Annotated in this window: 20 protein-coding genes and 1 tRNA gene; 6 read left to right on the top strand and 15 right to left on the bottom strand. The window is 71.2% G+C overall.

From position 1 onward, the window contains the following. Window positions 1-5: 5 nt before the first annotated feature. Window positions 6-896, bottom strand: coding sequence for an NmrA family NAD(P)-binding protein (locus L2C96_RS31605; protein WP_237338810.1), 891 nt, complete (start codon window positions 894-896; stop codon window positions 6-8). A gap of 86 nt (window positions 897-982) precedes the next feature. Here L2C96_RS31605 and L2C96_RS31610 point away from each other — a divergent pair, with 86 nt between their 5' ends. Continuing rightward, entirely contained in the window at window positions 983-1,333 is a 351-nt protein-coding gene (locus L2C96_RS31610) for a MerR family transcriptional regulator (RefSeq protein ID WP_020421528.1), read from the top strand. 32 nt (window positions 1,334-1,365) lie between these two features. Here the strand turns inward: L2C96_RS31610 and L2C96_RS31615 are convergent. Further along, window positions 1,366-1,439 (bottom strand) — tRNA-Leu (locus L2C96_RS31615). 101 nt (window positions 1,440-1,540) lie between these two features. On the opposite strand from L2C96_RS31615, the gene L2C96_RS31620 reads away from it, so the two are divergent. Then, window positions 1,541-1,762 (top strand): DUF3618 domain-containing protein, encoded by a 222-nt coding sequence (locus L2C96_RS31620; RefSeq protein ID WP_017984592.1) that lies wholly within the window; start codon window positions 1,541-1,543, stop codon window positions 1,760-1,762. A 4-nt stretch (window positions 1,763-1,766) separates the two neighbouring features. On the opposite strand, the gene L2C96_RS31625 is transcribed toward L2C96_RS31620, so the two are convergent. After that, window positions 1,767-2,246, bottom strand: coding sequence for a hypothetical protein (locus tag L2C96_RS31625; protein WP_237338811.1), 480 nt, complete (start codon window positions 2,244-2,246; stop codon window positions 1,767-1,769). Window positions 2,247-2,476: 230 nt separating this feature from the next. Further along, on the bottom strand, window positions 2,477-3,031 hold the full coding sequence (locus tag L2C96_RS31630; RefSeq protein ID WP_237338849.1) for a TetR/AcrR family transcriptional regulator: 555 nt from the start codon (window positions 3,029-3,031) through the stop codon (window positions 2,477-2,479). Between the two features lie 136 nt (window positions 3,032-3,167). On the opposite strand from L2C96_RS31630, the gene L2C96_RS31635 reads away from it, so the two are divergent. After that, on the top strand, window positions 3,168-4,643 hold the full coding sequence (locus tag L2C96_RS31635; RefSeq protein ID WP_237338812.1) for a flavin-containing monooxygenase: 1,476 nt from the start codon (window positions 3,168-3,170) through the stop codon (window positions 4,641-4,643). 224 nt (window positions 4,644-4,867) lie between these two features. On the opposite strand, the gene L2C96_RS31640 is transcribed toward L2C96_RS31635, so the two are convergent. The 5 genes from L2C96_RS31640 to L2C96_RS31660 all read right to left on the bottom strand — a co-directional run bounded on the left by L2C96_RS31640 (window position 4,868) and on the right by L2C96_RS31660 (window position 13,406). After that, window positions 4,868-5,341 (bottom strand): helix-turn-helix domain-containing protein, encoded by a 474-nt coding sequence (locus L2C96_RS31640; protein WP_237338813.1) that lies wholly within the window; start codon window positions 5,339-5,341, stop codon window positions 4,868-4,870. Window positions 5,342-5,531: 190 nt separating this feature from the next. Continuing rightward, the gene (locus L2C96_RS31645; protein ID WP_237338814.1) at window positions 5,532-7,316 is read right to left on the bottom strand and encodes an LCP family protein; all 1,785 of its coding nucleotides are present in this window, start codon (window positions 7,314-7,316) and stop codon (window positions 5,532-5,534) included. An 88-nt stretch (window positions 7,317-7,404) separates the two neighbouring features. Beyond that, on the bottom strand, window positions 7,405-9,567 hold the full coding sequence (locus L2C96_RS31650; protein ID WP_237338815.1) for a phospholipase A2: 2,163 nt from the start codon (window positions 9,565-9,567) through the stop codon (window positions 7,405-7,407). A gap of 798 nt (window positions 9,568-10,365) precedes the next feature. Continuing rightward, entirely contained in the window at window positions 10,366-11,649 is a 1,284-nt protein-coding gene (locus L2C96_RS31655) for a GGDEF domain-containing protein (RefSeq protein WP_372491286.1), read from the bottom strand. Window positions 11,650-12,212: 563 nt separating this feature from the next. Continuing rightward, complete coding sequence (locus L2C96_RS31660) at window positions 12,213-13,406, bottom strand: MFS transporter (RefSeq protein ID WP_020421520.1); 1,194 nt, start codon at window positions 13,404-13,406, stop codon at window positions 12,213-12,215. A gap of 437 nt (window positions 13,407-13,843) precedes the next feature. Here L2C96_RS31660 and L2C96_RS31665 point away from each other — a divergent pair, with 437 nt between their 5' ends. Further along, window positions 13,844-14,737, top strand: coding sequence for an SDR family NAD(P)-dependent oxidoreductase (locus L2C96_RS31665; RefSeq protein WP_020421519.1), 894 nt, complete (start codon window positions 13,844-13,846; stop codon window positions 14,735-14,737). Between the two features lie 3 nt (window positions 14,738-14,740). Here the strand turns inward: L2C96_RS31665 and L2C96_RS31670 are convergent, their stop codons facing one another. Further along, window positions 14,741-16,528 carry an AMP-dependent synthetase/ligase gene (locus tag L2C96_RS31670; RefSeq protein WP_237338851.1) on the bottom strand — a complete coding sequence of 596 codons (1,788 nt, stop codon included), beginning with the start codon at window positions 16,526-16,528 and terminating at the stop codon, window positions 14,741-14,743. Between the two features lie 132 nt (window positions 16,529-16,660). On the opposite strand from L2C96_RS31670, the gene kynU reads away from it, so the two are divergent. Then, window positions 16,661-17,827, top strand: coding sequence for a kynureninase (gene kynU, locus L2C96_RS31675; protein WP_237338816.1), 1,167 nt, complete (start codon window positions 16,661-16,663; stop codon window positions 17,825-17,827). A 372-nt stretch (window positions 17,828-18,199) separates the two neighbouring features. Here kynU and L2C96_RS31680 read toward each other — a convergent pair whose 3' ends face one another. The 5 genes from L2C96_RS31680 to L2C96_RS31700 all read right to left on the bottom strand — a co-directional run bounded on the left by L2C96_RS31680 (window position 18,200) and on the right by L2C96_RS31700 (window position 22,885). Beyond that, on the bottom strand, window positions 18,200-18,820 hold the full coding sequence (locus tag L2C96_RS31680; protein WP_237338817.1) for a 4a-hydroxytetrahydrobiopterin dehydratase family protein: 621 nt from the start codon (window positions 18,818-18,820) through the stop codon (window positions 18,200-18,202). A 137-nt stretch (window positions 18,821-18,957) separates the two neighbouring features. Beyond that, window positions 18,958-19,653: a response regulator gene (locus L2C96_RS31685; protein ID WP_237338818.1), complete on the bottom strand. Its 696-nt coding sequence runs from the start codon at window positions 19,651-19,653 to the stop codon at window positions 18,958-18,960. After that, window positions 19,650-21,158, bottom strand: a complete 1,509-nt coding sequence (locus tag L2C96_RS31690; protein ID WP_237338852.1) for a sensor histidine kinase — start codon at window positions 21,156-21,158, stop codon at window positions 19,650-19,652. Before L2C96_RS31690 ends, L2C96_RS31685 begins: the two co-directional genes overlap by 4 nt. Window positions 21,159-21,177: 19 nt before the next feature. Next, the gene (locus tag L2C96_RS31695; protein ID WP_235716254.1) at window positions 21,178-21,591 is read right to left on the bottom strand and encodes a pyridoxamine 5'-phosphate oxidase family protein; all 414 of its coding nucleotides are present in this window, start codon (window positions 21,589-21,591) and stop codon (window positions 21,178-21,180) included. Between the two features lie 475 nt (window positions 21,592-22,066). Continuing rightward, window positions 22,067-22,885, bottom strand: a complete 819-nt coding sequence (locus L2C96_RS31700) for an inositol monophosphatase family protein (protein ID WP_237338819.1) — start codon at window positions 22,883-22,885, stop codon at window positions 22,067-22,069. A 57-nt stretch (window positions 22,886-22,942) separates the two neighbouring features. Here L2C96_RS31700 and L2C96_RS31705 point away from each other — a divergent pair, with 57 nt between their 5' ends. Then, window positions 22,943-23,446, top strand: coding sequence for an FBP domain-containing protein (locus L2C96_RS31705; RefSeq protein WP_372491285.1), 504 nt, complete (start codon window positions 22,943-22,945; stop codon window positions 23,444-23,446). Window positions 23,447-23,745: the final 299 nt, after the last annotated feature.

Raw genomic sequence — 23,745 nt, forward strand, 5'->3', positions numbered from 1 at the left:
GGCGGTCAGCGCGCGAACCGCCGGGCGAACTCCGCCACACCGGTCGGCCGGACAGCGGGGTAGCGGTCGTTGTCGAGCGGGTCGAGCTTGGCCTTCCCAGTGACCATGGCCCAGACGTACTGAAGGGCGACGAAGTCCGCGGGGCCGGTCGCGACGGCCCGGCGCCGCCGGATCTCGGCCTCCAGTTCGCCGACGTCGCCGCGCACGCGGAGTTCGAGACGCCTGCCCGAGCCACGCTGCAGCGCGTCGTGGAACTCCTTCATCGTGAGCACGTCCCCGGCGACGCGGACCGGCCGCCCGGCGACGGCCGGATCGAGCGCCGCTTCGGCGGTGTACTCCGCGGTGTCCGCCACCGTGGTGAAGTCGCAGGGCTGGTCGCCGTCGCCCCAGTAGGCGAAGGTGTCGTTGTCCCAGTCGACGATCTCCAGGAACGGCGCGGTCATCACCTCGGTGAACGCGCCGTTCAGGACCGACGTCACCTGTACGTGGGTGCCGTCGAACGCCTGGTGAGCCCGGCGCCGGTGGTCGAGGAAGACGTTGTCGCCGTCGTCCAGGCGGAACAGGTCGACGGCGAAGTCCGACGGGATCAGGCGCGGCACTCCGGCCTTCTCGGCGGCGCGCAGCAGAGCCGTCTGCCCGTCGACCACGACGTCTTCCCCGCCCTGCAGAGCGGAAATCGCCACGTCCGCGCCTTCGAGCGACCGGGCGAGGCGTTCCGGCCCGTCGGTGAGCGAGCCTTCGGCGATCGTCACGCCCTTGTCCGCGAGCGCTTCGACCGTCTCCCGCTTGCTGGAGGGCCGGACCAGCGCCCGGACGCGGACGTCGCGCCGGAGCAGGCTGTCCACGATCGCGCCGCCGAGCATGCCGGTCGCCCCGGCCACGAAAACCTCTGTCACTGCCGTTCCTCTCGTCACGTTGACGTGTCCGGCGTCGAAGCTAATCCTTGAAATCAGTTACAAGGTCAAGTCGCGGAGGCGGACGGATGCGCATCGGAGAGCTCGCGCGGCGAACCGGGGTGGACGAGCAGCTGCTGCGGTACTACGAGAAGCAGGGGTTGCTCCAGCCGGCGCGGACGCCGAACGGTTACCGCGACTACGCCGAGGACGATGTGACGGCGGTGCGCCGCATCCGGGAGCTGCTCGCGGCCGGGCTGACGACGGCCGGCATAGCCGAGATCGGCACGTGCGTGCGGGGCGAACCGCCGACCCCCGCCTGCGACGGCGTGCTGGAGCGACTGCGCGCGGAACGATCCCGCATCGACGCGACGATCGCCCGGCTGCAAGGCGCACGGACGGCACTGGACACGGTGATCGAGCGCCGCCAGGACGCCTGACGCACGGCGGGCGCCGTCGAGCGACTTCGCGGTGGGCCCGGAGAGACTCGAACTCTCACTGGCATGGACCTAAACCATGTGCCTCTGCCAATTGGGCTACGGGCCCCGACGCCACCAGCCTAGCGCCCGGGCCTCGTACGGCGTGGCCGGTGCCGCCCGTCGCGGGCCGTGATCTACGGTTGTGCCCTGCGAAGGTGAGGAGGACCTGTGGCTCGCGACCCGGACACCATCGAGCGGGAGATCGTGAAGGCCCGCGAAGCGCTTGCGTCGACGTTGGATCAGCTGGGCGAGAAGGCCAGCCCCAAGCGGCTGGCCGACAACGCCAAGACGACCCTGCGCACGAAGTTCGACGACCCCAAAGTCAAGTTCCCGCTGATCGGGGTCGGCGTGCTCGTCGCCGCACTGCTGGTGCGCAAGCTCTTCCGCTGAGGGCTCAGGCCCGCGCGGCCGGCGTGCTCGCGGCCGCGGTCACCTTGATCGACGAGGTGGCCGCCGGCTGCGGCGCCGCCGGCTTCGCGGCCGTCAGCGCGTCCCCGATGTCCGCCGTCAGCTTCGCCTTCGGCTTCTTCTCCGGCTTGGACGCCGGCTGCTCTGGTACATCAGCCGGTGCCTCCTCCGCCGTCGACGCCTCCGCGGGCGCGGCCGGCTCCGGAACCTCGATCGGCGCCGGCTCGGGCCGCGTCAGCCGCGCGGTCATGTACGCGGCCGTGAACTCCAGCGCGCTGCCGTTCAGCAGGTGGACGACGGTGGCCCCCTTCGCCTCCGCGCCCAGCTCCTCGACGAACTGGTCGACCCGGTCCCGCGCCGCGATGATGCCCGGCGCCCGCGCGGTCAGGCTCCTGCCCTGGCCGGTCACGGTGACCGCCCAGTCGTCGTCCTCCGGCACGTAGATCGCCGTGATCGGTACCGCCATGAGTCTCACACCCCTGCCGCTCTCGGCTGCAACTCCACTTTGAGGGAGCAATCCGAAGCCTCTTCATGACGCCGATCGCGTTCATCCGATCGGGCGTGCTTCTGCCGCCATTTGCTTAACGCTCTGTCAGCTTCTATCGATACATCAACAGAACTCTGCGTGACAAGTTCTGGGCGAAACTGTGCGATGCGTGACGACCGGATGGAGCAACCACCTGCGGATACGCGTGATCACTGAGCGCGAAGACCAAGTCCCGTCCACAGGACCTCCATCGCGAGGTCGGTAGCCAGATCGGGTGTCACCTCGTCGTGCTGCTCGCACCAGATGGCGAGCCGCTCGCACGCCCCGACGACGAGCTCGGCCGTCGCCTCCAGCAGGAGGTGCCCCACCTCGCCGGCGTCGAAGTACTGCGCCATCAGCTTCGCGATCAGGTCCGTCTGCTGGCGCCGGGTGTCCTCCAGCGCGTCCGAGGCCGACGTGCCGATCAGGGCGAGCTCGTGGCGCAGCAGCGACCAGCCCTGCCGCCGCTCGCGCGCGAACACGAAGAACGCCCGCAACCCGCTGCGCAGCGCCTCGCGCGCGTCCGTCTGGCCGGCCACCGCCCGCTCGGTCACCTCGCGCAGCTCGGCCCTGGCCTGCGCGACGCACGCCAGCAGCAGGCCTTCTTTCGAGTTGAAGTACTCGTAGAGCATCGGCTTGGACACGCCCACCCGCTCGGCGATCTCGTCCATCGACGCCGCGGCGAACCCGCGCTCGGCGAACACCGCTTCCGCGACCTCGAGCATCTGCTGCTCGCGCTGGGCTCGGGGCATGCGTTTGCGGCGGGTCGGCCCGGTCATGAAACTGACTCTACCGGAGGTAACCTACTCCGAGTAAGATGGACTCGCGGTAACACCTAATGCTCAGTGTGGAGGAAGGTACATGGCAGAGCACACGCGAACGGGCGTGATCATCGTCGGCACCGGGTTCTCCGGCCTGGGCATGGCGATCCAGCTGCGCAAGGAGGGCCGCGAGGACTTCGTCATCCTGGAGAAGGCGGACGACGTCGGCGGCACCTGGCGCGACAACACCTACCCGGGCTGCGCCTGCGACATCCAGTCGCACATGTACTCGTTCTCCTTCGAGCAGAACCCGAACTGGAGCCGCTCGTTCTCGCCACAGCCGGAGATCTGGGACTACCTGCGCGGTGTCGCGCGCAAGTACGACCTGTACGAGCGCACCCGGTTCGGCCAGGAGATGACCGGCGCCCGCTGGGACCCGGACGAGCACCGCTGGCACGTCACCACCAAGAACGGCGACACGTTCAGCGGCCGGTTCCTGGTCAACGGCGTCGGCGCGCTGCACCTGCCGCAGATCCCGGACCTCAAGGGCATCGAGCGGTTCCAGGGCAAGACCTTCCACTCGGCGCAGTGGGATCACGACTACGACCTGCGCGGCAAGCGTGTCGCGGTCGTGGGCACCGGCGCCAGCGCGATCCAGTTCATCCCGGCCATCGCGCCCGAGGTCGAGCAGTTGCACGTCTTCCAGCGCACGCCGGCGTGGGTGATGCCGAAGCCGGACCACGCGATGCCGGAGTGGGCCAAGTCGGTGTTCGCGAAGATCCCCGGCACGCAGCGCGCCTACCGCAACCTCCTGTACTGGATGCTGGAGGCCCGCGCGATCGGCTTCAACGGCCACCAGGGCCTGATGAAGGTCGCGCAGAAGCTCGCGAAGTCCAACATCGACAAGCACATCGACGACCCGGCGCTGCGCGCGAAGCTGACGCCGGACTACGTGATGGGCTGCAAGCGCGTGCTGATCTCCAACGACTACTACCCGGCGCTGAACCGGGACAACGTGGACGTGATCACGAACGGCGTCGCCGAGGTCACCGAGACCGGCGTGATCGACACGACGGGTGTGGAGCGCGAGGTCGACGCGATCATCTTCGGCACCGGCTTCCACGTCACCGACGCGTTCGACAACCTGGACATCATCGGGGTGGAGGGCCGCAAGCTCAACAAGGAGTGGGCGACCGAGGGGATGCGGACCCACCTCGGCATCACGGTCAACGGGTTCCCGAACATGTTCTTCCTGCTCGGGCCGAACACCGGGCTGGGGCATAACTCGGTCGTGTTCATGATCGAGTCGCAGATCCGCTACGTCGCCGAGGCGATCCGCCTGGTGGAGCAGACCGGCGCCGGTGCGCTGGAGCCGCGGGCCGAGGTGCAGGAGCGGTTCAACGCCGAGATCCAGCACAAGCTGGCCAAGGGCGTGTGGACGCAGGGCGGCTGCAAGAGCTGGTACCTCGACGCGAAGGGCGTGAACCGGACGATCTGGCCCGGCTTCACCTGGCGGTACTGGCTGAACACGCGAAAGCTGCGGCCGTCCGACTTCGAGCTGGTCGGCCGCGACTGACTCGTGACGCCTTGCCGGAGTGCGGTGCGGATGGGGCCGCGCTCCGGATTGGCGGCGCGCCGGAGATTGCGGGTAGGCGGTTCGGCGGTGCGGGGCGGTGAGGTTGCGCAGCTGGGCTATCCAAGCCGTGGCTGTCCCGTTGACGCGCTGTCGCGCGGCGTCTGGTTGGCGGAGTTTGTCCTGCCGGAGTGCGGCCCAGTTGGGGTCGCGCTCCGGCAGGAACGTCAGTCGTCTTCTACGCCGGAGATTGCGTGTAGGCGGTCCAGCAGTTCGGGCACAGTGAGGTTGCACAGCTGAGCCATCCACGACATGGCCGCCCGGTCCAGGCGCACCTCGCGCGCGGCACCGGGCTGGCGCAGTCTGCCCTCCGCCCACCGGCGCAGCGGCAGCAGCTCGGTCCGCTCGTCGGCGACGATCCGGGTCAGGTCCAGCCGCACCTTGCCCGGCTCGTCGGCGAAGACGCGCCGGTGCACGCGGGCCAGCAGGTCCTGCGGCAGCTCGTCCATCGCGAGGCACAGCTCGACGAGCCGCACCACCGAGCACTGGCGCGTGCCCAGTTCGTAGGTGGCCAGCGTCTGCAGCGAGATGTCGCTCTGCAGGTGCTGGTTCAGCTCCTTGCGCGTCCAGCCTCGTCGCCGGCGCAGCTTGCGGAGTTCCTCCCCCAGGATTCGCTGGTAGAGGTCATTGTCGATGCGCACTCCCCGTCCCCTGCCCTGACCTTGCGTCGCGCCGCACCCCTGCTCTGGCACGTCCGGTCGAACTCCAGCGGTGTTCACGGGTATGTAAGTCGCTGAGTGCGGGTTCCTTACGCGACTTTGCCCAGTCCGTTTCATTTGACCGGGCTTATTAGGCCGATCGGGCTAACCCGGGGTGGGCTGAACGGTGTGGTCAGTTGACGCAGGTGATGCCGTTGGCGGTGATCGGCTCGTCGCTGCCCGGCGCAGGGGCCTGGGTGCTCGCGGGCGGCGCGGCGGCCGCCTGCTGGACCACGCGCGACGGGGAGGTCGAGTAGTCGCTGCCGACGAGCACGACGACGTGCCCCTTGGTCACGGTCGGGTCCTGCTCGATCGTCGCGCCCGAGCCGAGTGCGTCGGCGACCTGCTGGGCCGCCTCCTGGCCGCCTGCCGGGTAGCGGACCACGGTCGACTTGCGCGAGGTGGTGTTCGAGGTCTGGCCGCCGGTGAAGCCCTTGCCGGTGAGGCTCTGCAGGACCGTGGACGCGAGCCCCTCGCGGCCGGTTCCGTTTCGGACGTCCACGGTGGTCGCCGACTTGGCCGGACCGGTCTCGGCGGGCTGTGCGGACTGGGCCGGGGCGGTCAGGCCCTGGACGAACTCCCGGATCTGGTTCGGGTCGACCTGGATGGCCTGCCCGTCGTCCGGGGTGCTGTAGTCCATGTTGACCACCGGGATGGTGCGGAACTCCAGCTGCCCGCCGGTAAGACCCTTCATCTGCTGGGCGAACCCGAGGATGTCCCAGCCCTGGTTGAGCACCACAGACTTCTTGACCGCGTCGGTGAGGCTGTTCAGCTTGCCCGGATCGGCGAGGGTGCCTGCCGACAGCACCTTGCGCGCCATCCCGGCCATGAACACTTGCTGACGCACGACCCGGTCGAGGTCGCCGCGCGGAAGGCCGTGCCGCTGCCGGACGAACTCGAGCGCCTCGACACCGGAGATGGTGTGCTGCCCCTTGGTGAACTTCGCGCCCGAGTACGGGTCGTTGACGTTCTCCTTCAGGCACACGTCCACGCCGCCGATGGCCTTGGTGATCTCGGAGAAGCCGAGCAGGTTGACCGAGGCGTAGTTGTCGATCGTCGAGCCGGTCAGCTGCTCGACGGTCTGGATGAGGGTCTTGGCCCCGGCCTGGTTGGACTGCACCTCGATGGACTTGGCGTCCGTCTCGCCCTCTTCCTGCAGTTTCCGGCGTTCCGCGGCCTTCGCGCGGGCGTACGCTGAGTTGATCTTGTGCTTGCCGAAGCCGGGGATGTTGACGTAGGAATCGCGGGGCAGCGAGACCGCGACGGCCTTGCTGCCGTCGTTGGGGATGTGGACCATGATCAGCGTGTCGGTGTTCTCCTCGCCGTCCGCGACACCGGCGCGGAGCTGGGCGAGGAGGTCCGCCGGCAGCGGGTTGCCCTGCGCGTCGGTGCGGCTGTCCATGCCGACCAGGAGGATGTCGCGGGCCCCGTCGGCGGGCTGGTTCGCGTCGATCACGTCCGTGGTGGTGAGGCCGTTGACCAGGCCCTGCATCGCCGCCCACGCGTAGCCGGTGAGGCTCATGACTAGCAGGGACACCAGCCCCACGGCGACCTTCGCGCCCCGGCGCGACGAGCGCCTCGGCGGCGGTGGCGGCGGACGGCGGCGGATCTGGGCGGGCGCGGCCCGGTCGCGGGGCGCCGGCCCTCGCACGGCGCGGCCGGCAGGTGGGCGGCCTGCCGAGGTGCGGTTGCCCGCCGATTTGCCTGCGCGGTCGACGGCCGGGCGGCCCGCGGAGGTGCGCCCGGCGCGGTCGGCCGGGGTGCGGCCCACCCGTTCGGGCGGGACGCGGTCGGGGGAGGAGCGACCGGCGCGGTCGGCCGGCGTGCGCCGGACCGGGCCTTCGTAGCGAGCGTCGATCTGGCGCGGTCGCGGCCGTGCGGGCCGGCCGGTCCCACGATCATTCCGCGGGTCGTCCACGCCAGGTGCTCCTTTCGTCGCCGCTATCGTTCACCTACTCGGCCGTAGCGTCGCATACGGCCAACCGGAAGTGGTTCACAACACTCGGTTACGTGTTTTGCGCCACCGCCTTGGTGGATACGAGCGTGCTGGCCACCGCCGCCAGCGCGATCAGGGCCGTCACGCCGTGCACCGCCATCGTCACCGGATCGGCCGCCGACAGCAGCGCCGGAACGCACGCGACCCCCGTGACGACCCACGTGCTGCGCGCGCCGCTGAGCCCTGTCCGCACCGTGTGCAGGAGGAATACCCCGATCAGCAGCTGGATAAGGTTCTGGATCGGGTCGACCGGCAGTCCCATGATCGAGCCGTCGTCACCGCCGAACCGGGTCAGCGCGAACCCGAACAGCCCGACCACGGCGAACCCGATCCCGAGCATGGTCGCCGCGTGGGCGAGCCAGCCGTCGGAGGCCGGGTGGTCCGCGACCGGGACAGCCGTCTCCCGCGGGTGGCGCTCGAACCACCAGAAGACCATCAGCGCGGGAACTGCGAGCAGCGCCAGCGCGAACCACGTGCGCGGGTCGCGGACCCAGCCGAAGATCGCTGCCGGGTGGTCCGGCAGGTAAACCAGCGCGACGACGAGCAGCATCGCGGCGAGGAAGCCCAAGTACAGGCTCATCGGCGCGCGCATCGCCAGGCGGGCGAGGCCGGCGCACCGGGTGGTCAGCCGGGCGAGCGGTTTCGCGGCCAGGCCCAGCAGGCCGATCTGGGCGGCGCCGAGCAGCAGGACCGGCAGGGTGGGCCCGGACAACGCGGGCGGCGCGCCCGGCGCGCCGAGCAGGTCGCGGCTGAGCCCGCCGACCGTGGTGAGCAGGGCGAGACCGGTGACCCCCGCGGCCGTGACACCGACCAGGAGCAGCCGGTTGGAGGTGCGGATCCGCCCGAACGCGACCTGCTGGGCGAGCAGCGCGAGGCCGAAGGCCGCCAGGTAGCGCGGGATGGGCGAGCCGATGGCCCGTGCCGCCATCTCGGCCAGCACGACGAAGGCGAGGAGGCCGGCCACCGAGGCCGCCGCGGCGCACCGGTGCAGGGCGAGCATCAGCGGGGTGGCCACCACCGTAAGCAGGTAGATGCCCAGCAGCCACAGCGGGTGCAGAGCGATGCGCATGATCGCGGCGTTCGTGCCCTCGGGAATGCCGAGGAGTTCGAGCGCCAGCGGGACGAGCAGCGCCACCACGACGAAGATCAGGGCCGGGCGCAGCAGCCAGCTCGCGCGATGGGCGAGGTACTGGCGGTACCCGCCGCCGCTGTCCCTGGTGGCGCGCCAGCCCGCCGCGTTGGCGCGGCCGCCGGCGAAGAAGAACACCGGGGCGAGTTGAGCCACCCACGTGAGGGGCCACAGCCAGTCCGCGCCCACGCCGGCCCACCGCGCCAGCGCGATGGCCGATTCGCCGAGGATCAGCAGCACCAGGCTGCCCACGCCGAGCGTCACCCACGGGGACAGCGGCGCAGGCGGCCTCGTGGCGGCCGGCGGCGGGGGCGTCGCGACGCGGGCGTGCCGGTGCTGCAGCCAGCCGCGGAGCCGGAAGATCAACAGGCACCCGATCACGGCGACGCCTGCCAGCAGCGGGCCGATCGGGTCGCCGACCGGCGGGCCCCAGCGCTGGTGCCAGGAGTTCACGACGAGCCCGGCGGAGTAGAGGCTCGCGACGACGCGGCACGTGCGTGGCGAGTCCATCGGGTTGATGACGCAGGCCGCGTGCATGTCGTCGGACAGGCGCTGGTCCAGCGCCTCGCGGACGTCCTGGCCGAGGGGGTGGCCGACCGCGGCGGCGTAGCGGAGGAGGTCGTAGCCCAGGTCGTGTGCCTTGCACGGGACCGCGTAGTCCCACTTCGTGTTGTCGTCGCCCCACGGGGTCGAGCAGCCGCCGTCGACGTGCACCGCGCGGACCGTGCCGTCCCGCGCCTGCATCTGGCCGGGGACGACACCGGTGACCTGGGTGAAGTCGGCGGGCAGGAGGGCGAGCGCGGTCGCCTGCTGGCCGGGGTGGACGAGCGCCTCGATGGCCTGCTGGGCGGCCAGCGCGCCGCCGGTGGGCGGCCCGGCGTCCGGCGGGGAGGCCGGCCGCGACGCGACGAACCCGAAGGTGACGACGGCCAGCGACAGCACCAGCAGCCAGGCGGAGGTGGCCAGGCGGCGGCGCACCCGGGGCACCGGTGTGGTGGCCTGCCCGGGTGGCGGGTGGTCGGTGAAGGTCGCTGGGGTGATCATCGCCTCCCAGAGTGGCAGGGGAGCGGCCTCTGCGGCCACCAGGGAATTCCCTGATCGTGGATTCCGGAGTGCGCCACTCTAGTGGGTGAGGGGTGGGAGGTTTAGGAGTCGGGGGGCCGGGGTAGGGCGAACGCCCTGGTGGGGGCGGGTGCTCTGGGGACGGGGGCGTTCTCGGTGTGCGAGTGGGTCTTTCGTGGGGTTGTGGGTGGGCCGGTCGTGGGTGGGTGAGTGGGCCGCTCGTGGGGGCGGGGAGTGGGCCGCTGGTGGAGCGGGGGTGGGCCGCTGGTGGGGCTGGGAATCGGGTTATGGGGTGGGCCGGGCGTGGGTGGGTGAGGGGCCCTCGTGGGGGAGGTGAGTGGGGTGCTGGTGGGGAAGGTGAGTGGGGTGCTGGTGGGTGGGTGAGTGGGGCGCTCGTGGGCGGCGGGAGTGGGGTGCTGGTGGGGGTGGGAGCGGACCGCTGGCGGGGGCGGTGTCCGTGGGCGGGTGTCGTGGTGGGAATCGCCGTGGTGGTCGCGTGGCTGGTTGGTCCAGGTCTCGGCGATGCCGTTGGGACGGGAGCCCGGGCGCCGGGCTCGTAGTGGTGGGAATCGCCGCAGCGATCGGCTCGCGCGGTGAGGGCCTGTCTCGGGGGGCCGTATCTGAAAGGCTCCGGAATTGCTGTGACGCCGGTCCACCTGCCGGTGCTGGTGGCTGTGCACCCGGGCATGGCGACACGGGGTGCGGGCAAATCGGCGAGTGCGAGTGGATCGGCGACCGTGAATGGAACAGAAGAAGGTCGCCGCGCCGTCTGCGAATCGCTCAGTGCGTGATGTGCTTGGCTTCGCGCGGGGGTTGTGGCAGCGGTGCGGAATCGCGGGCGGCGCGGGCTATCCGGACCTGGTTGCGGCCGCCCTCCTTCGCCTCGTAGACGGCCGCGTCCGCGGCCTGCATCAGCGTCGGCAGGGTGTCGCCGTGGTCGGGGAACACCGCGACCCCGATCGAGGCCGTCCGCTCCGACACCAGCGTCTGGTCACCGCGCTTGTTGGTCGTCCTGATCTGCAGTCCGGCCACCGCCGAGCGGATGCGCTCCCCGGCGACCGTCGCCGCCGCCTGGTCCGTGTCCGGCAGCAGCACCAGGAACTCCTCACCACCGAAGCGGCCCACGACGTCGCTCGGGCGGGTCACCTCGTCCAGCAGCTGCGCCAGGTTCCGCAGCACGTCGTCGCCCGCGGGGTGGCCGTACGTGTCGTTGATCCACTTGAAGTGGTCCAGGTCGATCATCAGGATGGCCAGCGGATCGGCCGCCTTCGTCGCCCTGTTCAGGGCCCGCTCGGCCGACTCGGTCCAGCCGCGCATGTTCGCGACCTGCGTCTTCGGGTCGGTCCGCACGTCGGCCTGCAGCTGCTCGATCTCGGCGAGCCGGTTGAAGACCACCGTCACCACGGCCATGATCGCGACCGTCGGCGGCATGATCACCAGCAGGATCGCCGTCACCGCGCCTAGGCCGATCGTGATCGCCTCCAGCACGTTGTCCGCCGGGCTGCCCAGCACCGTCCGCGCGTTCGCCTTCTCCGGCGCGGCCAGCGCGATCACGGATCCGACGTAGAGGATTTGCACGCCCTCGTAGATGAGCCCGGCCACCAGCATCCAGCCGAACTCGGCGAGCGAGCCCGTGACGTCCAGCGAACCCCAGTCGTGCGGACCCAGCTCGACGTAGACCTGGTGGGCGAGCGTCGCCGCCAGCATGTGGGCCACCGTGGAGTACACGAAGTTGTGCGCAGGCCGCCGCGCGACGAACCAGCGCTGCACCCGGACCAGGCCGACGACCAAGATCGTCAACGGCACCGGGAGAATAATCGCGGCAGGCACCACCCAGACCGCGGTCAGGTCGATCAGGACCCGGCCGCCCGCATTTCGCCGACGTTCTTCCTGCCGCCGGGTCAGTTGAATGTGCGCCGTCGCGCCCACGGTGAGAATCGCGAAGCGCAGCCAATCGAGACCGCTCGGCGGGCTCGCGTTCACGAATGCGACGACCAGCCACGCGACCGCAATCAGTTCGGTGACGAGCAGGAAAACGATGAAACGCTTCGGCCGCCGCCACAATGCCCAATTCCGCGGCAACATGGCGCGGCGCGTGCTCGACGCATCACGCTTTGTGTTCGCCTCCGCCCTCTCGGGCGCGGCTTGGCGGGGTACCGAATTTCGCTCCTCGATGGACTGAACGCCCTCCCTGAGGTCCGGATCGCCGTGGAGTGTAGGCGATCGCCGACGCGCGTGGTGCGGAGGCATCGGCTCACCTTCCCTCGACATCGCGTACCGCCGCCGGGTAACTTTGCTGTGCCCGGAACGACGCCGGGTACTTTCCATCAACAGGTATCATCTCACCGCACGCGAAGCGTCGCGTACCGCCGCCACGAGCGGCCGCGCGAACGTGACGCGTCCCGGCCACAGGCACCGAATGGAGGTGTTCCTCGTGTCTGACCGCGACTTCTGATCCCCTGGTCTGAATAGCGCTCGTTTTCGTTCCCGTGGGAGAGGTGTTCGTCGTGCGCGACCGCGACTTCTGAGGTGCCCTCGATTTGTGTTTGTTTCCGCCCGAATAACGTGAGGTGAATCGTCGTGCGCGACCGTGACTTCTGATCTTCCGAATGCAGCCGCCGCTGCCGTCAGCCGGTGCGGGTCGCATCGCTGTCCGTGCCGAGCACCCGGCCCCACGCCACCGCGAGGGGTACACCGAGGACCACCCCGGCCGCGCCCGCGATCATGATCGCGGTGGTCGCCGCGCCGGACCACTGCGCGAGCACGCCGCCGAGCGCGACCCCGACGCCCTGCGCGACCCGCAGGCCGGTCCGGTACAGCCCGCCCGCGCCACCGCGGAGCTCGTTGGGCACCCACGTGATGAACGTGGCCCCGACGGTGATGATGTACGCGCCCGTCGCGCCGGCCAGTGCGAGGACGACCAGGGCGAGCACCAGGTCCGGGCGCAGCCCGAACGCGAGCAGCAGTGCCGTCGGCACGACCGCGAGCACGCCGACCGTGCGGCGGCGGGCCGAGGCCGAGACGTAGCGGGACAGGACGAACACGCCCAGCGCGAACCCCAGCGGGTCCGCGGCCAGCAGCCACCCGACGGCCTGGTCGGGGGCGCCGATCTCGCGCGCCAGCGGGGCGGCCAGGCCTGCCGGCACCATGGCGAGCCCGACCAGCCAGGACAGGCCGAGCAGCACGCGCAGCCTGCGCTGGGAGGCGACCCAGCTGATGGCGCCGAACCAGGAGCCGTCGCCGTCGCCCGCTGCCGGGCGCGGGCGCACCCAGTGGTGCAGGGCCACCGCGCTGATCGCGAACGTCAGCGCGTCCAGGGCCAGCGCCAGCGACGGGCCCGCGGCGGTGACGATCACGCCGCCCAGCGCGAGCCCGGCCAGCATCGTGGTGTTCGTGGTGATGCCGCGGATGTCCTGGCTGCGCAGGTACAGCTCGTCGTCGGTGAAGATCTCGCGGGTCAGGGCGTTCTGCGCGGCGTTGGACGGCGCGCCGGCCAGCCGCGCGAGCATGACCAGCACGCACAACCACACCACCGGCATGCCCGGCACGGCCATGATCGCGATGAAGAACGCCTGCAGCGCCGCGGTGACCACGAGGATCGTGCGGCGCGGGTAGCGGTCGGCCAGCTGGGCCAGCCCGAGGCCGCCTGCCAGCGCGGGCAGGAAGGTGAGGGCGTAGGCGACCGCGGACCACAGCGCCGAGCCGGTGCGGTGGTAGACGGTGAGGGCCAGCGCGACCGTGGTCAGCTGGTCCCCGAGCACCGACTGGGCCTCGGCCAGCCACACGGTGCGGAACTCGCGGTTGGCGAGCGCCGCACCCATGGATGGGCGAGTCGTGGTCTTCACACCTCTCCCCACTTCCCCCTCGTCGGCTGGCTGCCTGCGCTCACTGACTCTGTCGCTGCCCGCCCGGTTCCTGTGACGCCGATCACCGAAGTGACACATTCCGCAACAATCAGTATGCCGCTCACTACACGCAGGCGAACAGCCACAGCGCGACCGTATCTCCTCATTGGGCCCATACGGTCGTAGACCTTCTAACCTTCGGGTTACGACGAACGGTGGAAGTTTCCCTGCCGCGTGACCCGTGGTGCGGTAAGCCCGGCCGATCAGACGTCACTCGTTCAGCGCAGTGGACGGACCGTTCGTCGGCGCGCGGTCACCGTTGGGCAGTTCCGGCGCGAAGACTGGAACCACAGGCCAGGGAGACAGCCGAGGACGGGCTGGAGCTCGGGGACTGGCCGGTGGGGAGAGAACCGATGAGCATGCTGATGCAGGACCGGGCCGTCGTGGTGACCGGCGCCGGCCGTGGCCTCGGCGAGGCCTTCGCGGTGCACCTCGCGCAGGCGGGCGCGGCGGTCGTGGTCAACGACGTCGACGCCGAGCTGGCCGAACGCACCGCGGCGAACATCCGCGCGCATGGCGGGCGGGCGGTGGCCAGCGGGCACAGCGTGGCCGACCCGGCGCAGGCACAGGCGATCGTCGACCTGTGCGTGTCCGAGTTCGGCGCGATCGACGGACTGGTGAACAACGCCGGCCTCAACTACGAGGCGCTGCCCTGGGAGGAGGACCTCGACGAGGTCCGGGAGCTGGTCGAGGTCAACGTCCTCGGCGTGATGTACACCGGGATCGCGGCCGTGAAAGCCATGGTCGCGGCAGGCCGCGGCGGCTCGATCGTCAACATCTCCTCCGGCGCCTCGCTCGGCCAGCGCAAGCTCGGCGTCTACGCGGCGAGTAAAGGAGCGGTGGCGTCGCTCACCTACTCCTGGGCGCTCGATCTGGAGGAATCCGGCATCCGGGTCAACGCCGTCTGCCCGTTGGCCCACACCCGGATGGTCTGGAAGTCGGAGCGCTCGCTGCGCAACTGTCCCCCCGATCGGACGCCGTCCCGCATCGCGCCGGTCGTGCTGTTCCTGCTGAGCGACGAGGCGGAGGGCATCACGGGGCAGCTCGTGCGGTGCAACGGGCCGCAGCTGCACATCGTCGGGCAGCCCTACCTGAAGGCGCCCATCCTCGAACGGCAGACGTGGGACACCGAGACGGTGCGGCAGGCTTTCGACGAGGTGTTCAGCGCCCACCTGGAGCCCTACGGCCTGGAGAAGCGTGTTCCACCGCGCTTGCGCAAGTGGACCACGCCTCTCCGTTCGGCCTAGGGGCTACTGGTCCGCCGTGTAGAGGGCGGCGATGTCGTTCGCGTAGCGGTCGTTGATGATCCGGCGCTTCAGCTTGAGCGTCGGGGTGACCTCGCCGCTCTCCGGCGTCCACGGCTTGGCCAGCACCTGGTACTTCTTGATCTGCTCGACGCGGGCCAGCCGCGCGTTCGCCGCCTCGACCGCGCGCTGGATCTCCTCCCACACGGCCGGGTGCTCGGCCAGCACCACCGGGTCGCTGCCCTCGATGCCCTGCTGCGCGGCCCACGCCGGCAGGAACTCGTCGTCGACCACGATCAGCGCCGTCACGTACGGCTTGTCGTTGCCGATCGCGACCGCCTGGCCGATCAGCGGGTGCTCCTTGAGCAGCCCCTCGATGCGGGTCGGCGCGATGTTCTTGCCGCCCGAGGTGATGATCAGCTCCTTCTTGCGGTCGGTGATCGTGACGAAACCGTCGGCGTCGATCGTCCCGATGTCACCGGTGTGGAACCAGCCGTCCTCGTCCAGCGCGGAGGCGATCGAGCCGTCCTCCTGCAGGTAGCCCATGAACACCAGGGGCCCGCGCACCAGCAGCTCGCCGTCGGCGTCGACCTTGATCTCGGTGTCGGCCAGCGCGCGACCCACGCTGCCGGCGCGGAACGCCTTCGCCGAGTTCGACGTGATCGCGCCGGAGGTCTCCGACAGGCCCCACACCTCGTGGATCTCCACACCCAGCCCGGCGAGGAAGTACAGCACCTCGACCGGCAGCGCGGCGGCGCCGCTGGAGCAGAAGTGCAGCTTGTCGAACCCGAGCAGCGCGCGCACCGGGGCGAGTACCGTCCGGTCGGCTTCGGCGATCTTCTCGGCGAGGTCGGCGGGCACCTCCTGGCCGGCGTTGCGCAGCTTGTAGCCCTGCTGCAGCAGGTCGCTGGCGGAGAGCAGCGCTTCGCGCCTGTCCTCCGGCAGGCTGGGCAGCATCGCCTTGAGCCCAGCGGCGATCTTCTCCCACACTCGCGGCACCCCGAAGAATCCCTGCGGGTGGACCCGGCCGAGCGCGCCGGCGACCTGCGTCGGATCGGCGAGCGTGTGCACGTGGCCGGCGTAGACGATCGGCGTGTAGATCGAGATCTCCCGCTCGGCGATGTGCGCGAGCGGCAAGTACGCGATGTTCGACAGGTGCATCGGCGACTCGTGCAGCGCGTGCACGGCGTAGGCCTCGAAGATCACGTTGTGGTGGGACAGCACCACGCCCTTCGGGTCGCCGGTGGTGCCCGACGTGTAGATCATCGCGATCGGGTCCTCCGGGCGCAGGTCCGCCCAGCTGTCCTCGAACGCCTGCGGGTCGGCCTGGTGCAGTTCGGCGCCGCGGGCGCGCAGCTCGGCGAGGCTGACGAACCGCTCGTCGCCTGCGGGGACGGCGTCCGCGTCGATCATCACGATGCGGCGTAGCGCGGGCAGCTCGTGCAGGACCTGCTGCCAGCGCTTGAGCTCGTCGGTGCCCTGGAGCACCACGATCGGGGTGCCGCTGTGGCGGGCGACGTAGGAGATCTGCTCCGGGCTCAGCGTCGCGTACGCGGTGCAGGAGATGGCGCCCAGGTGAGTGGCGGCGAGGTCGGCGATCAGGTGGTCCGGGGTGCTCGGCGCCATGATCAGCATCCGCTCACCGCGGCGCAGGCCGAGGTCGGCCAGGCCGCGGGAGACCGCGGCGATCTCGTCGCGGAACGCCGACCAGGTCAGCGTCGGGCGGTCCGGGTCGTCCAGCGACGTGAGCGCCGGCAGGTCGCCGTACTCCGCGGCGTTGCGACGGAGGAGCATGGGAATGGTCAAGCCCTCGGCCTGCTCAGCGACGGACGGTTGGCTGGTCAACTGCGACCTCCTCGTGATCAGCTGGCGGAGACACCACCCTATGTGACCGCCAACACAGGGCGATAGAGAGAAAGGGACACGATGTCGCTGCGAGACGAAGCGGCCGAACTCGACGCGCTGGACCCGCTGGCGGGCAAGCGGGCGGAGTTCGATCTCGACCCGGACGTGTCCTATCTGGACGGGAATTCACTGGGCGCCCCGCCGCGCGGGGTCGCGCCGCGGCTCGCGGAGGTGGTCGGCGAGCAGTGGGCCGGGCGGCTGATCCGGTCCTGGGACGAAGGCTGGTGGGACGCGCCGGAGCGGATCGGCGACCGCATCGCGCCGCTGATCGGGGCGGGGCCGGGCCAGGTGGTGGTCGGCGACTCGACGACGGTGAACCTGTTCAAGGCTGTGGTCGCGGCGGCGCGGCTGAACCCGGGACGGCCGGAGATCCTGGTCGACGCGGGCACTTTCCCCACGGACGGCTACATCGCCGAAAGCGCGGCGCGCATGACCGGTCACTCCGTGCGGCGGGTGCCGGTCGGGACGCTGGCGTCGGAGGTCGGTCCGCGGACGGCCGTGGTGCTGGTCAACCACGTCGACTACGTGACGGGGGAGCTGCACGACCTGCCGGGCATCACGGCGGCGGTGCACGCGGCCGGCGCGGTCGTGGTGTGGGACCTGTGCCATTCGGTGGGGGCGGTGCCGGTGCCGCTGGATGCCGCCGGTGTCGACCTGGCGGTGGGGTGCACGTACAAGTTCCTCAACGGCGGGCCCGGGGCGCCGGCGTTCCTTTATGTGGCACGGAAGTGGCTCGACGACTTCGACCAGCCGCTGACCGGGTGGGCCGGGCATGCGGATCCGTTCGGCATGACTCCGGACTATGCCGGGCGGGCGGGAATCAGCCGCGGCCGCACCGGGACGCCGGACATCCTGTCGATGCTGGCGCTGGACGCCGCGCTGGACGTGTGGCGCGACGTGACGATCGACCAGGTCCGCGCGAAGGGGCTTGCCCTGGGGGACTTCTTCCTGCGGTGCCTGGACACGCTGGTGCCGGGCGCGCGTGTGGTGACGCCGCGGTCGCACGCGCGGGGGAACCAGGTGTCGGTCGCGTGGCCGGACGCCAAGGGAGCGATGGGGAAGCTGATCGCGCGCGGGGTCATCGGGGACTTCCGGCCGCCCGAAGTGCTGCGGTTCGGGTTGGCCGGGTTGTACGTGCGGTACGCGGATGTGCTGCGGGCGGCGGAGGAGTTGAGTGGGTTGCGGTAGGGGTGTTGGGGTTGTCTGGGTGGTGGGGTTCTGCGCGGCCGGTGGTTGGTGGTTTTCTGGGCGGGGGTGATTCGTGGTGGTCGGTGAGGTGCCCAGTCGTGCGGGGTTGAACGGGCATTTCAACGCGGTGCGACGGGCGATTGGGTGGGCCGTGGCGGTTGAACGGTCCTTTCAAGCGCGTGCGGAGTGCGGGTTGGGCGTGCAGGCGGCTCGGCATCGCAGCTGAGACAGTGCGGCAAGCCAGCGTGGCAGTGCCGCGCGGCAGCACGGTGAGGCAGCGTGGCGCGCAGGTGGGTCGGCACCGCAGCAAGGCAGTCCGGCGAGGCTGGCCGCGGCGAGGTAGTGCGGACAAGCCAGCGCGGCGCCGAAGCGTTAGTCCCGCCCCTGCCAGGTCGTCACACACGCTTCGTTTCCCTCGGCGTCGGCCAGTACCCAGAATGCCGGGGCGGCCTCGGCGGATCGGAGGACGCCCCCGGCGGCCAGCGCGCCTTCGATCCGGCGCTGCGCCTCGTCGTGCGGCACCGACACGTCGATGTGGATCCGGTTGCGCTGGGGGCGCGGGGCGTCCATTTGCTGGAACCAGATCGACGGCCCCTGACCCCGCGGGTCGACCACCTCGGGCGGCCGCGGGCCGTCGACGTAGTCCATCACCGCCCGCCAGAACGGCGCGATCCGCGAAGCGTCGAGCGTGTCGATCGCGATTTCCAGCACCTGCGCGTCCCCCGGCGACGGCTCGTGTCCCAGCTCCCGCACCAGCTCGGAGATGCGCCGGGCCAGGTCGATCTCCCTCGCGGTCACCGGGGCGAGCACCAGCCGCACGCGACCCGGCCGGATGTCCACCGCGACCTCGTCCGCCACCGACAGCACCCGCTGCGCCACAACCCCCGCGTCCCGCGCCGACGGCACCGAAACCGCGGTCGACAAACCCGTCAGCACGTACCGCCAGCCGGCGTCGTGCACCGCTTCCGAGATCTCCGCCCCAGTTAGCCCCATCGGGTGCAACCTACCCCCACCGTCCACAACAGACAATAGTTGACCGGAGCAGCGGGAGGGGTGGGAGGCCGCTGCTCCGGCCGGTTATCTCAGCTCGCGGCGACCGGCGCGGCCGAGAATCTTCTGTTTTGACCTCTTCACCTTCGCCGATCACGAGCGCCGCGAACAGGGTCCAATGGCCCTGTTTGCCGACGGGAAATGTCACGCCGCCGGGTGGCGTACACGGCGGCTTCGGTACGCCGCTCGAAGCCGAGTTTGTGCAGCACCGACGACACGTAGTTCTTGACCGTCTTCTCGGCCAGGTGCAGGTGCTCCCCGATCTGCCGGTTGGTCAGCCCGTCCGCGATCAGCTCCAGCACCCGCCGCTCCTGCGGGCTGAGCTGCGCGTACCCCGGATCCGCCTGACCCTCGCCGCGCATCCGGTTCAGCACCTTGGCGGTCAGCTCCGGGTCCAGCAAGGACGCGCCCGCCGCCACCCGCCGCACCGCGTCCACCAGGTTCATCCCGGACACCTGCTTCAGCAGATACCCAGCGGCACCAGCCATGATCGCCCCGAACAGGGCCTCGTCGTCCGAGTACGACGTCAGCATCAGGCACGCCGGCGCCGGATCCACCGACGACCGGATCTCCCGGCACACCCCGATGCCCTCGCCGTCCGGCAGGCGCACGTCGAGGATCGCCACGTCCGGTGCGAGCTGCGGAATCCGGTGCAGGGCCTCGGCGACGGTGCTCGCCTCGCCGACCACCCGGATGTCGCCTTCGGACTCCAGCACGGTCCGCAAACCCGTCCGCACCAGCTCGTGGTCGTCGAGCACGAACACCGAGACCGTCATCGCACCCTCCCCGCGCCGTTGAGCTCGGCCGTCCACACGAGCTTCGTCCCGCGCTCGCCGCTCCGGCCGACCGAACAGCTGCCACGCCACCGCGCCGCCCGCTCGCCCAGGTTGACCAGCCCGCTGCGCCGCCCGGGCTCGTCCGGAATTCCGACACCGTCGTCGGTGACGGTCAGCGTCAGCGACCGGCCGGCCACGTCCACCGCCACCTCCACCGACACCGCGTCCGCCTTCGCGTGGCGGGCGACGTTCGACAACGCTTCCCGCACCGTCGCCGTGAGATCGGCGCGCACCGGGGCAGGCACCGCCGAATCGACCGGGCCGGTGAACCCCAGCCGGGGCGTGAACCCCAGCGCGGGGGTGCAGTCCTGCGCCAGCCGCAGCAGCTCCGCGCGCACACCTTCGGCGGCCTCGTCGGGCTGGGTCAGCGAGAAGATGCTGTTGCGGATCTCGCGGATCGTGCGGTCCAGCTCCTGCACGAAACCTGTCAGCCGGTCCGCGACCTCGGGCTGCGTGACGAGCGGCCGCAGCGCCTCCAGCCCCAGCCCGGTCGCGAACAGCCGCTGGATGACCAGGTCGTGCAGGTCGCGGGCGATGCGGTCGCGTTCGGTGAACACGGCGAGCCGCTGCCGGTCCTCCTCGGCGCGGGCGAACTCCATCGCCAGCGCCGCGTGCCCGGCGAACGTGCGGGCCAGCCCGACCTCGTCGTCGGTGAACGGCGCGGTGCCGCCGAACTTCGCGACCAGCAGCACGCCCAGGGTCTCCCCGCCGACGACCAACGGCACGGCGACCGCCGAGTCCAGCCCGGTGATCTGATCCGGCATCCGGATGTTGACCTTGGCCTGCTCCTTGGCGGCGTAGCGGCCGTAGTTGCGCACGACCACCGCTTCACCGGAGCGGAACGCCGCACCGCTCGCCGTGCCGTCGACCGGCACCGTCAACCCGGCCAGGCCGGGCGGGGCGTCCTCGCCCGCGGCGACGACCTCGAACACCAGCGTGCCGGGGTCGTCCTCGCGCGGGACGGCGACCGCGGCGGCCGTGGCGCCCGCGACCGCCCGGGCGTGCTCGGCGATCAGGCGCAGCGTGCGCTGCGGGTCCTCGCCGGTCAGCAGGGCCGCGGTGACCTCGTGCGAGGCCTCCAGCCAGCGCTCGCGGCTGCGCGTCCGCTCGTACAGGGTGGCGTTGTCGATGGCCATGCCGGCCGCAGCGACGAGCGTGACGACGGCTTCCCGGTCGGCGCCGGTGAACCCGCCCTCCTTGCCGGTGAGCCGCAGCTCGCCGAACCGCCCGCCACGCGCGTGCAGCGGCATCGTCAGCGACGAGCCGGGCGCGGCCGGGTCGCCGGTGCGCACGGGCGCGGCGTCCGGCACCTGGATCACGGCGTGCGCGGCGCCGGTGAGGCCGCACGCGCTGGTGACGATCTTGGACAGGATCTCGGGCAGGCTGAGGTCAGCCGCGACCCCGACGACGGCCTCGACAAGTCCGCGAACGCCCGGTCCGATCACCACTGCCCTTCCGGCAGCCCTACCCCACGAGCCGCCGACCCGAGACTACTTCCAGCGGGATGCGGATCCAACGGTCATCGGCGGTGCTCGCCGGCCACGCCCTGGCGCGTTCGCGGGTGGCCCGGGCCCGGCCGAGCACCGTCACCCACCAGCCGGACCCGAGGTCCGGGGCGAAGGCGTCCGCCTCGAACGCGACCACCCCGTCGTGCGCGGCGACGAACAGCGGACTGGCGGCCGGCGCGCCGAAGTTGACCGCGTCGTCCGCCAGCACGAACCGGACCGGCTGGACGGCGGGCAGACCGCGCGTGGTGAACACGACGCGCCCGATCCCGGCGGTGGCGAGCAGCTCCAGGCATTGCTCCCGCCCCAGCACTTCCAGTCCGAACGGATCGAGCATCGGAGCGACCGGTCTTTCGCGCGCGGGGAACGTCACGGCCACCACGATCACCCCGGCCGGTGGTGGCCGGTAGGGCCATTGGACCCGGGGGATCCGGGGCGGCTGGGGATGGTCGCGGCGGCCGGTTGGGCTGGGGGTGGGGGGTCAGCGGTGGGTGGGCGCGGGTTGTGGCGGCGGTGTTGGCGCGGCGGTGGGTGAGGGCGGGGTTGTGGTGGGGGTGCGGGGTGAGCGGTGGGTGGGCGCGGGTTGTGGCGGCGGTGTTGGCGCGGCGGTGGGTGGGGACGGGGTTGTGGTGGGGGTGCGGGGTGAGCGGTGGGTGGGCGCGGGTTGTGGCGGCGGTGTTGGCGCGGCAGTGGGTGGGGACAGGGTTGTGGCGGCGATGCCGGAGCGGCAGTGGGTGAACACCGGCTTGTTCACAAGGGCTGGGCGCGGGTTGCGGCGGCGCTCCGGACCGGCGGCGGGTGAGGCCTGGGTTGTTCACCGGCGGTGGCCGCGGGTTTGCGGATCCGGCTCAGCCGAGGACGGTCGCGGCGAGGTCGTCGGCCAGGGCGCGGCTCGCGGCGGCGATTCCGGACCAGCGGCGCGTCAGGTCCGGGTCGATCTCCAGCGGGCGGCCGCGCACGTCGATCACCGCGCCGCCGGCCGCGGGCACCGTGACCATCGCCGTTGCGAGGTCGACCAGCCGGTGGGTGTCCGAACCCGGGTCGCAGAACGCGTCGACCGAGCCTTCGGCGACCAGCGCGCACTCCAGCACCGTGGTGGACAGGATCCGCACGCGCTGGGCCTTGTCCGCGACGCGCATCCAGGCTTCGGCGTTGCGCTTGTGCGGGCGGAGCAGGTTGACCGTCGCGCCGGTGAGCGTGGTGCGGCCGGTGGTGCGGAACGGGACCGGCTCGCCGGCGCGGGCGTGCCAGGCGCGGCCGGTGTCCAGCCACACGGTGAGCGCCTCGGTCGCCTGGCCGTCGACCGCGACCGTGCCGCCGAAGCAGCTCAGCGGCACCCCGTTGGCGGCGTTGTTGGAGCCGTCGACCGGGTCGACGACGAGCGTCACCGCGGAGCCGTTGTCGACGAAACCGACCTCTTCGCTGAGCAGGTTGACGCGGTGCCGGTCCGCCTCCTCGGCGATCGCGGCCTCGACGATCTCGTCCACGCGCATGGTCGGGGTGCCGTCCGCGCCGTCGGCGACCTTCTCGGCCAGCTCCGCGCGGGTGTGCCTGCGGCGGGCGTCCCCGTAGGCGGCGCTGGCGGCGCGGGCCATCGCGGCGAGTGCGGGGTGGACGTTCTCGGGAAGTCCCGGGGCGGGCACCGGCCACGCGATTTTCGTGCTCATCACAGTCGATCCTAAATGACTTGCCCGCTCGCGGCGTTGCGACGGATCATTCCGGCCGTGCAACCCCTTGACGAGAACCGCATCCGCAAGTCGTTCGTGAACTGCTCGAAGGGGGAGGCGCAACGGCTGGCGCTGCCGCCGGGACTGTCCGGTCTCGACTGGTCCGAAGTGGACTTCCTCGGCTGGCGGGACCCGCGTGCGGCGCAGAACGCCTACCTCGTGGCGCCCTACGGGGACGAGGTGGTCGGAGTCGCGCTGCGGGCCGCGGCGAAGCACCGGAGCTCCCTGAAGTCCTCGCTGTGCGCCTTCTGCGGCACGATCCACGCGGCGACGGACGTCTCGTTGTTCGCCGCGCGGCGGGTCGGCGCGGCGGGGAAGCAGGGCAACACCGTCGGGACGTACGTGTGCGCCGACCTGGCCTGCGGGCTGTACCTGCGGGGCAAGCGCCGCCCGGCGGTGCACAACCCGGTGGACCGCGCGCCGCTCGAGGAGCGGGTGGAGCGGATGCTCGCCAACGTGGCGCGCTTCCTGGACGAGGTGACCACCGACAACGTCGGCTGACGCCGCGCTTGGCTCGCCGCCCGGAAAGGGTGAACCACCGCGAGTGTGGAACCTCTGACACGAGTGGGAACTCGCCACGCGCGGAGGGCCGACTCGGTGGCTGGAGGGGTGGACTCGGCGGCCGGCTGATCGGTGCCCGTGAAGGCGACAAGGCGCCCGGAGAGGCGAATCAGCCGGACGCGGGACACAGACGGCGAACTGGGCGCGCTGAGTGGCGAACGCGCACTCCGGTGGGCGAATGCGCGGTCGAGGGCGAACCCGCGCCAACTGGCGAACACGCCGCGCGGAGGGGCGTACGC

The organism is Amycolatopsis tucumanensis (assembly GCF_021654135.1).
In the GTDB taxonomy this organism is placed as follows: domain Bacteria; phylum Actinomycetota; class Actinomycetes; order Mycobacteriales; family Pseudonocardiaceae; genus Amycolatopsis_E; species Amycolatopsis_E tucumanensis.

Bases quoted from the DNA above. Each gene is read 5' to 3' on its own strand.
- kynU (WP_237338816.1), top strand. From the start codon at position 16,661: ATGTCGCTGCGAGACGAAGCGGCCGAACTCGACGCGCTGGACCCGCTG.
- L2C96_RS31625 (WP_237338811.1), bottom strand. From the start codon at position 2,246: ATGGCGGTACCGATCACGGCGATCTACGTGCCGGAGGACGACGACTGG.
- L2C96_RS31680 (WP_237338817.1), bottom strand. From the start codon at position 18,820: ATGGGGCTAACTGGGGCGGAGATCTCGGAAGCGGTGCACGACGCCGGC.
- L2C96_RS31660 (WP_020421520.1), bottom strand. From the start codon at position 13,406: ATGGGTGCGGCGCTCGCCAACCGCGAGTTCCGCACCGTGTGGCTGGCC.
- L2C96_RS31635 (WP_237338812.1), top strand. From the start codon at position 3,168: ATGGCAGAGCACACGCGAACGGGCGTGATCATCGTCGGCACCGGGTTC.
- L2C96_RS31700 (WP_237338819.1), bottom strand. From the start codon at position 22,885: ATGAGCACGAAAATCGCGTGGCCGGTGCCCGCCCCGGGACTTCCCGAG.
- L2C96_RS31685 (WP_237338818.1), bottom strand. From the start codon at position 19,653: ATGACGGTCTCGGTGTTCGTGCTCGACGACCACGAGCTGGTGCGGACG.
- L2C96_RS31670 (WP_237338851.1), bottom strand. From the start codon at position 16,528: ATGCTCCTCCGTCGCAACGCCGCGGAGTACGGCGACCTGCCGGCGCTC.
- L2C96_RS31665 (WP_020421519.1), top strand. From the start codon at position 13,844: ATGAGCATGCTGATGCAGGACCGGGCCGTCGTGGTGACCGGCGCCGGC.
- L2C96_RS31630 (WP_237338849.1), bottom strand. From the start codon at position 3,031: ATGCTCGAGGTCGCGGAAGCGGTGTTCGCCGAGCGCGGGTTCGCCGCG.
- L2C96_RS31610 (WP_020421528.1), top strand. From the start codon at position 983: ATGCGCATCGGAGAGCTCGCGCGGCGAACCGGGGTGGACGAGCAGCTG.
- L2C96_RS31650 (WP_237338815.1), bottom strand. From the start codon at position 9,567: ATGATCACCCCAGCGACCTTCACCGACCACCCGCCACCCGGGCAGGCC.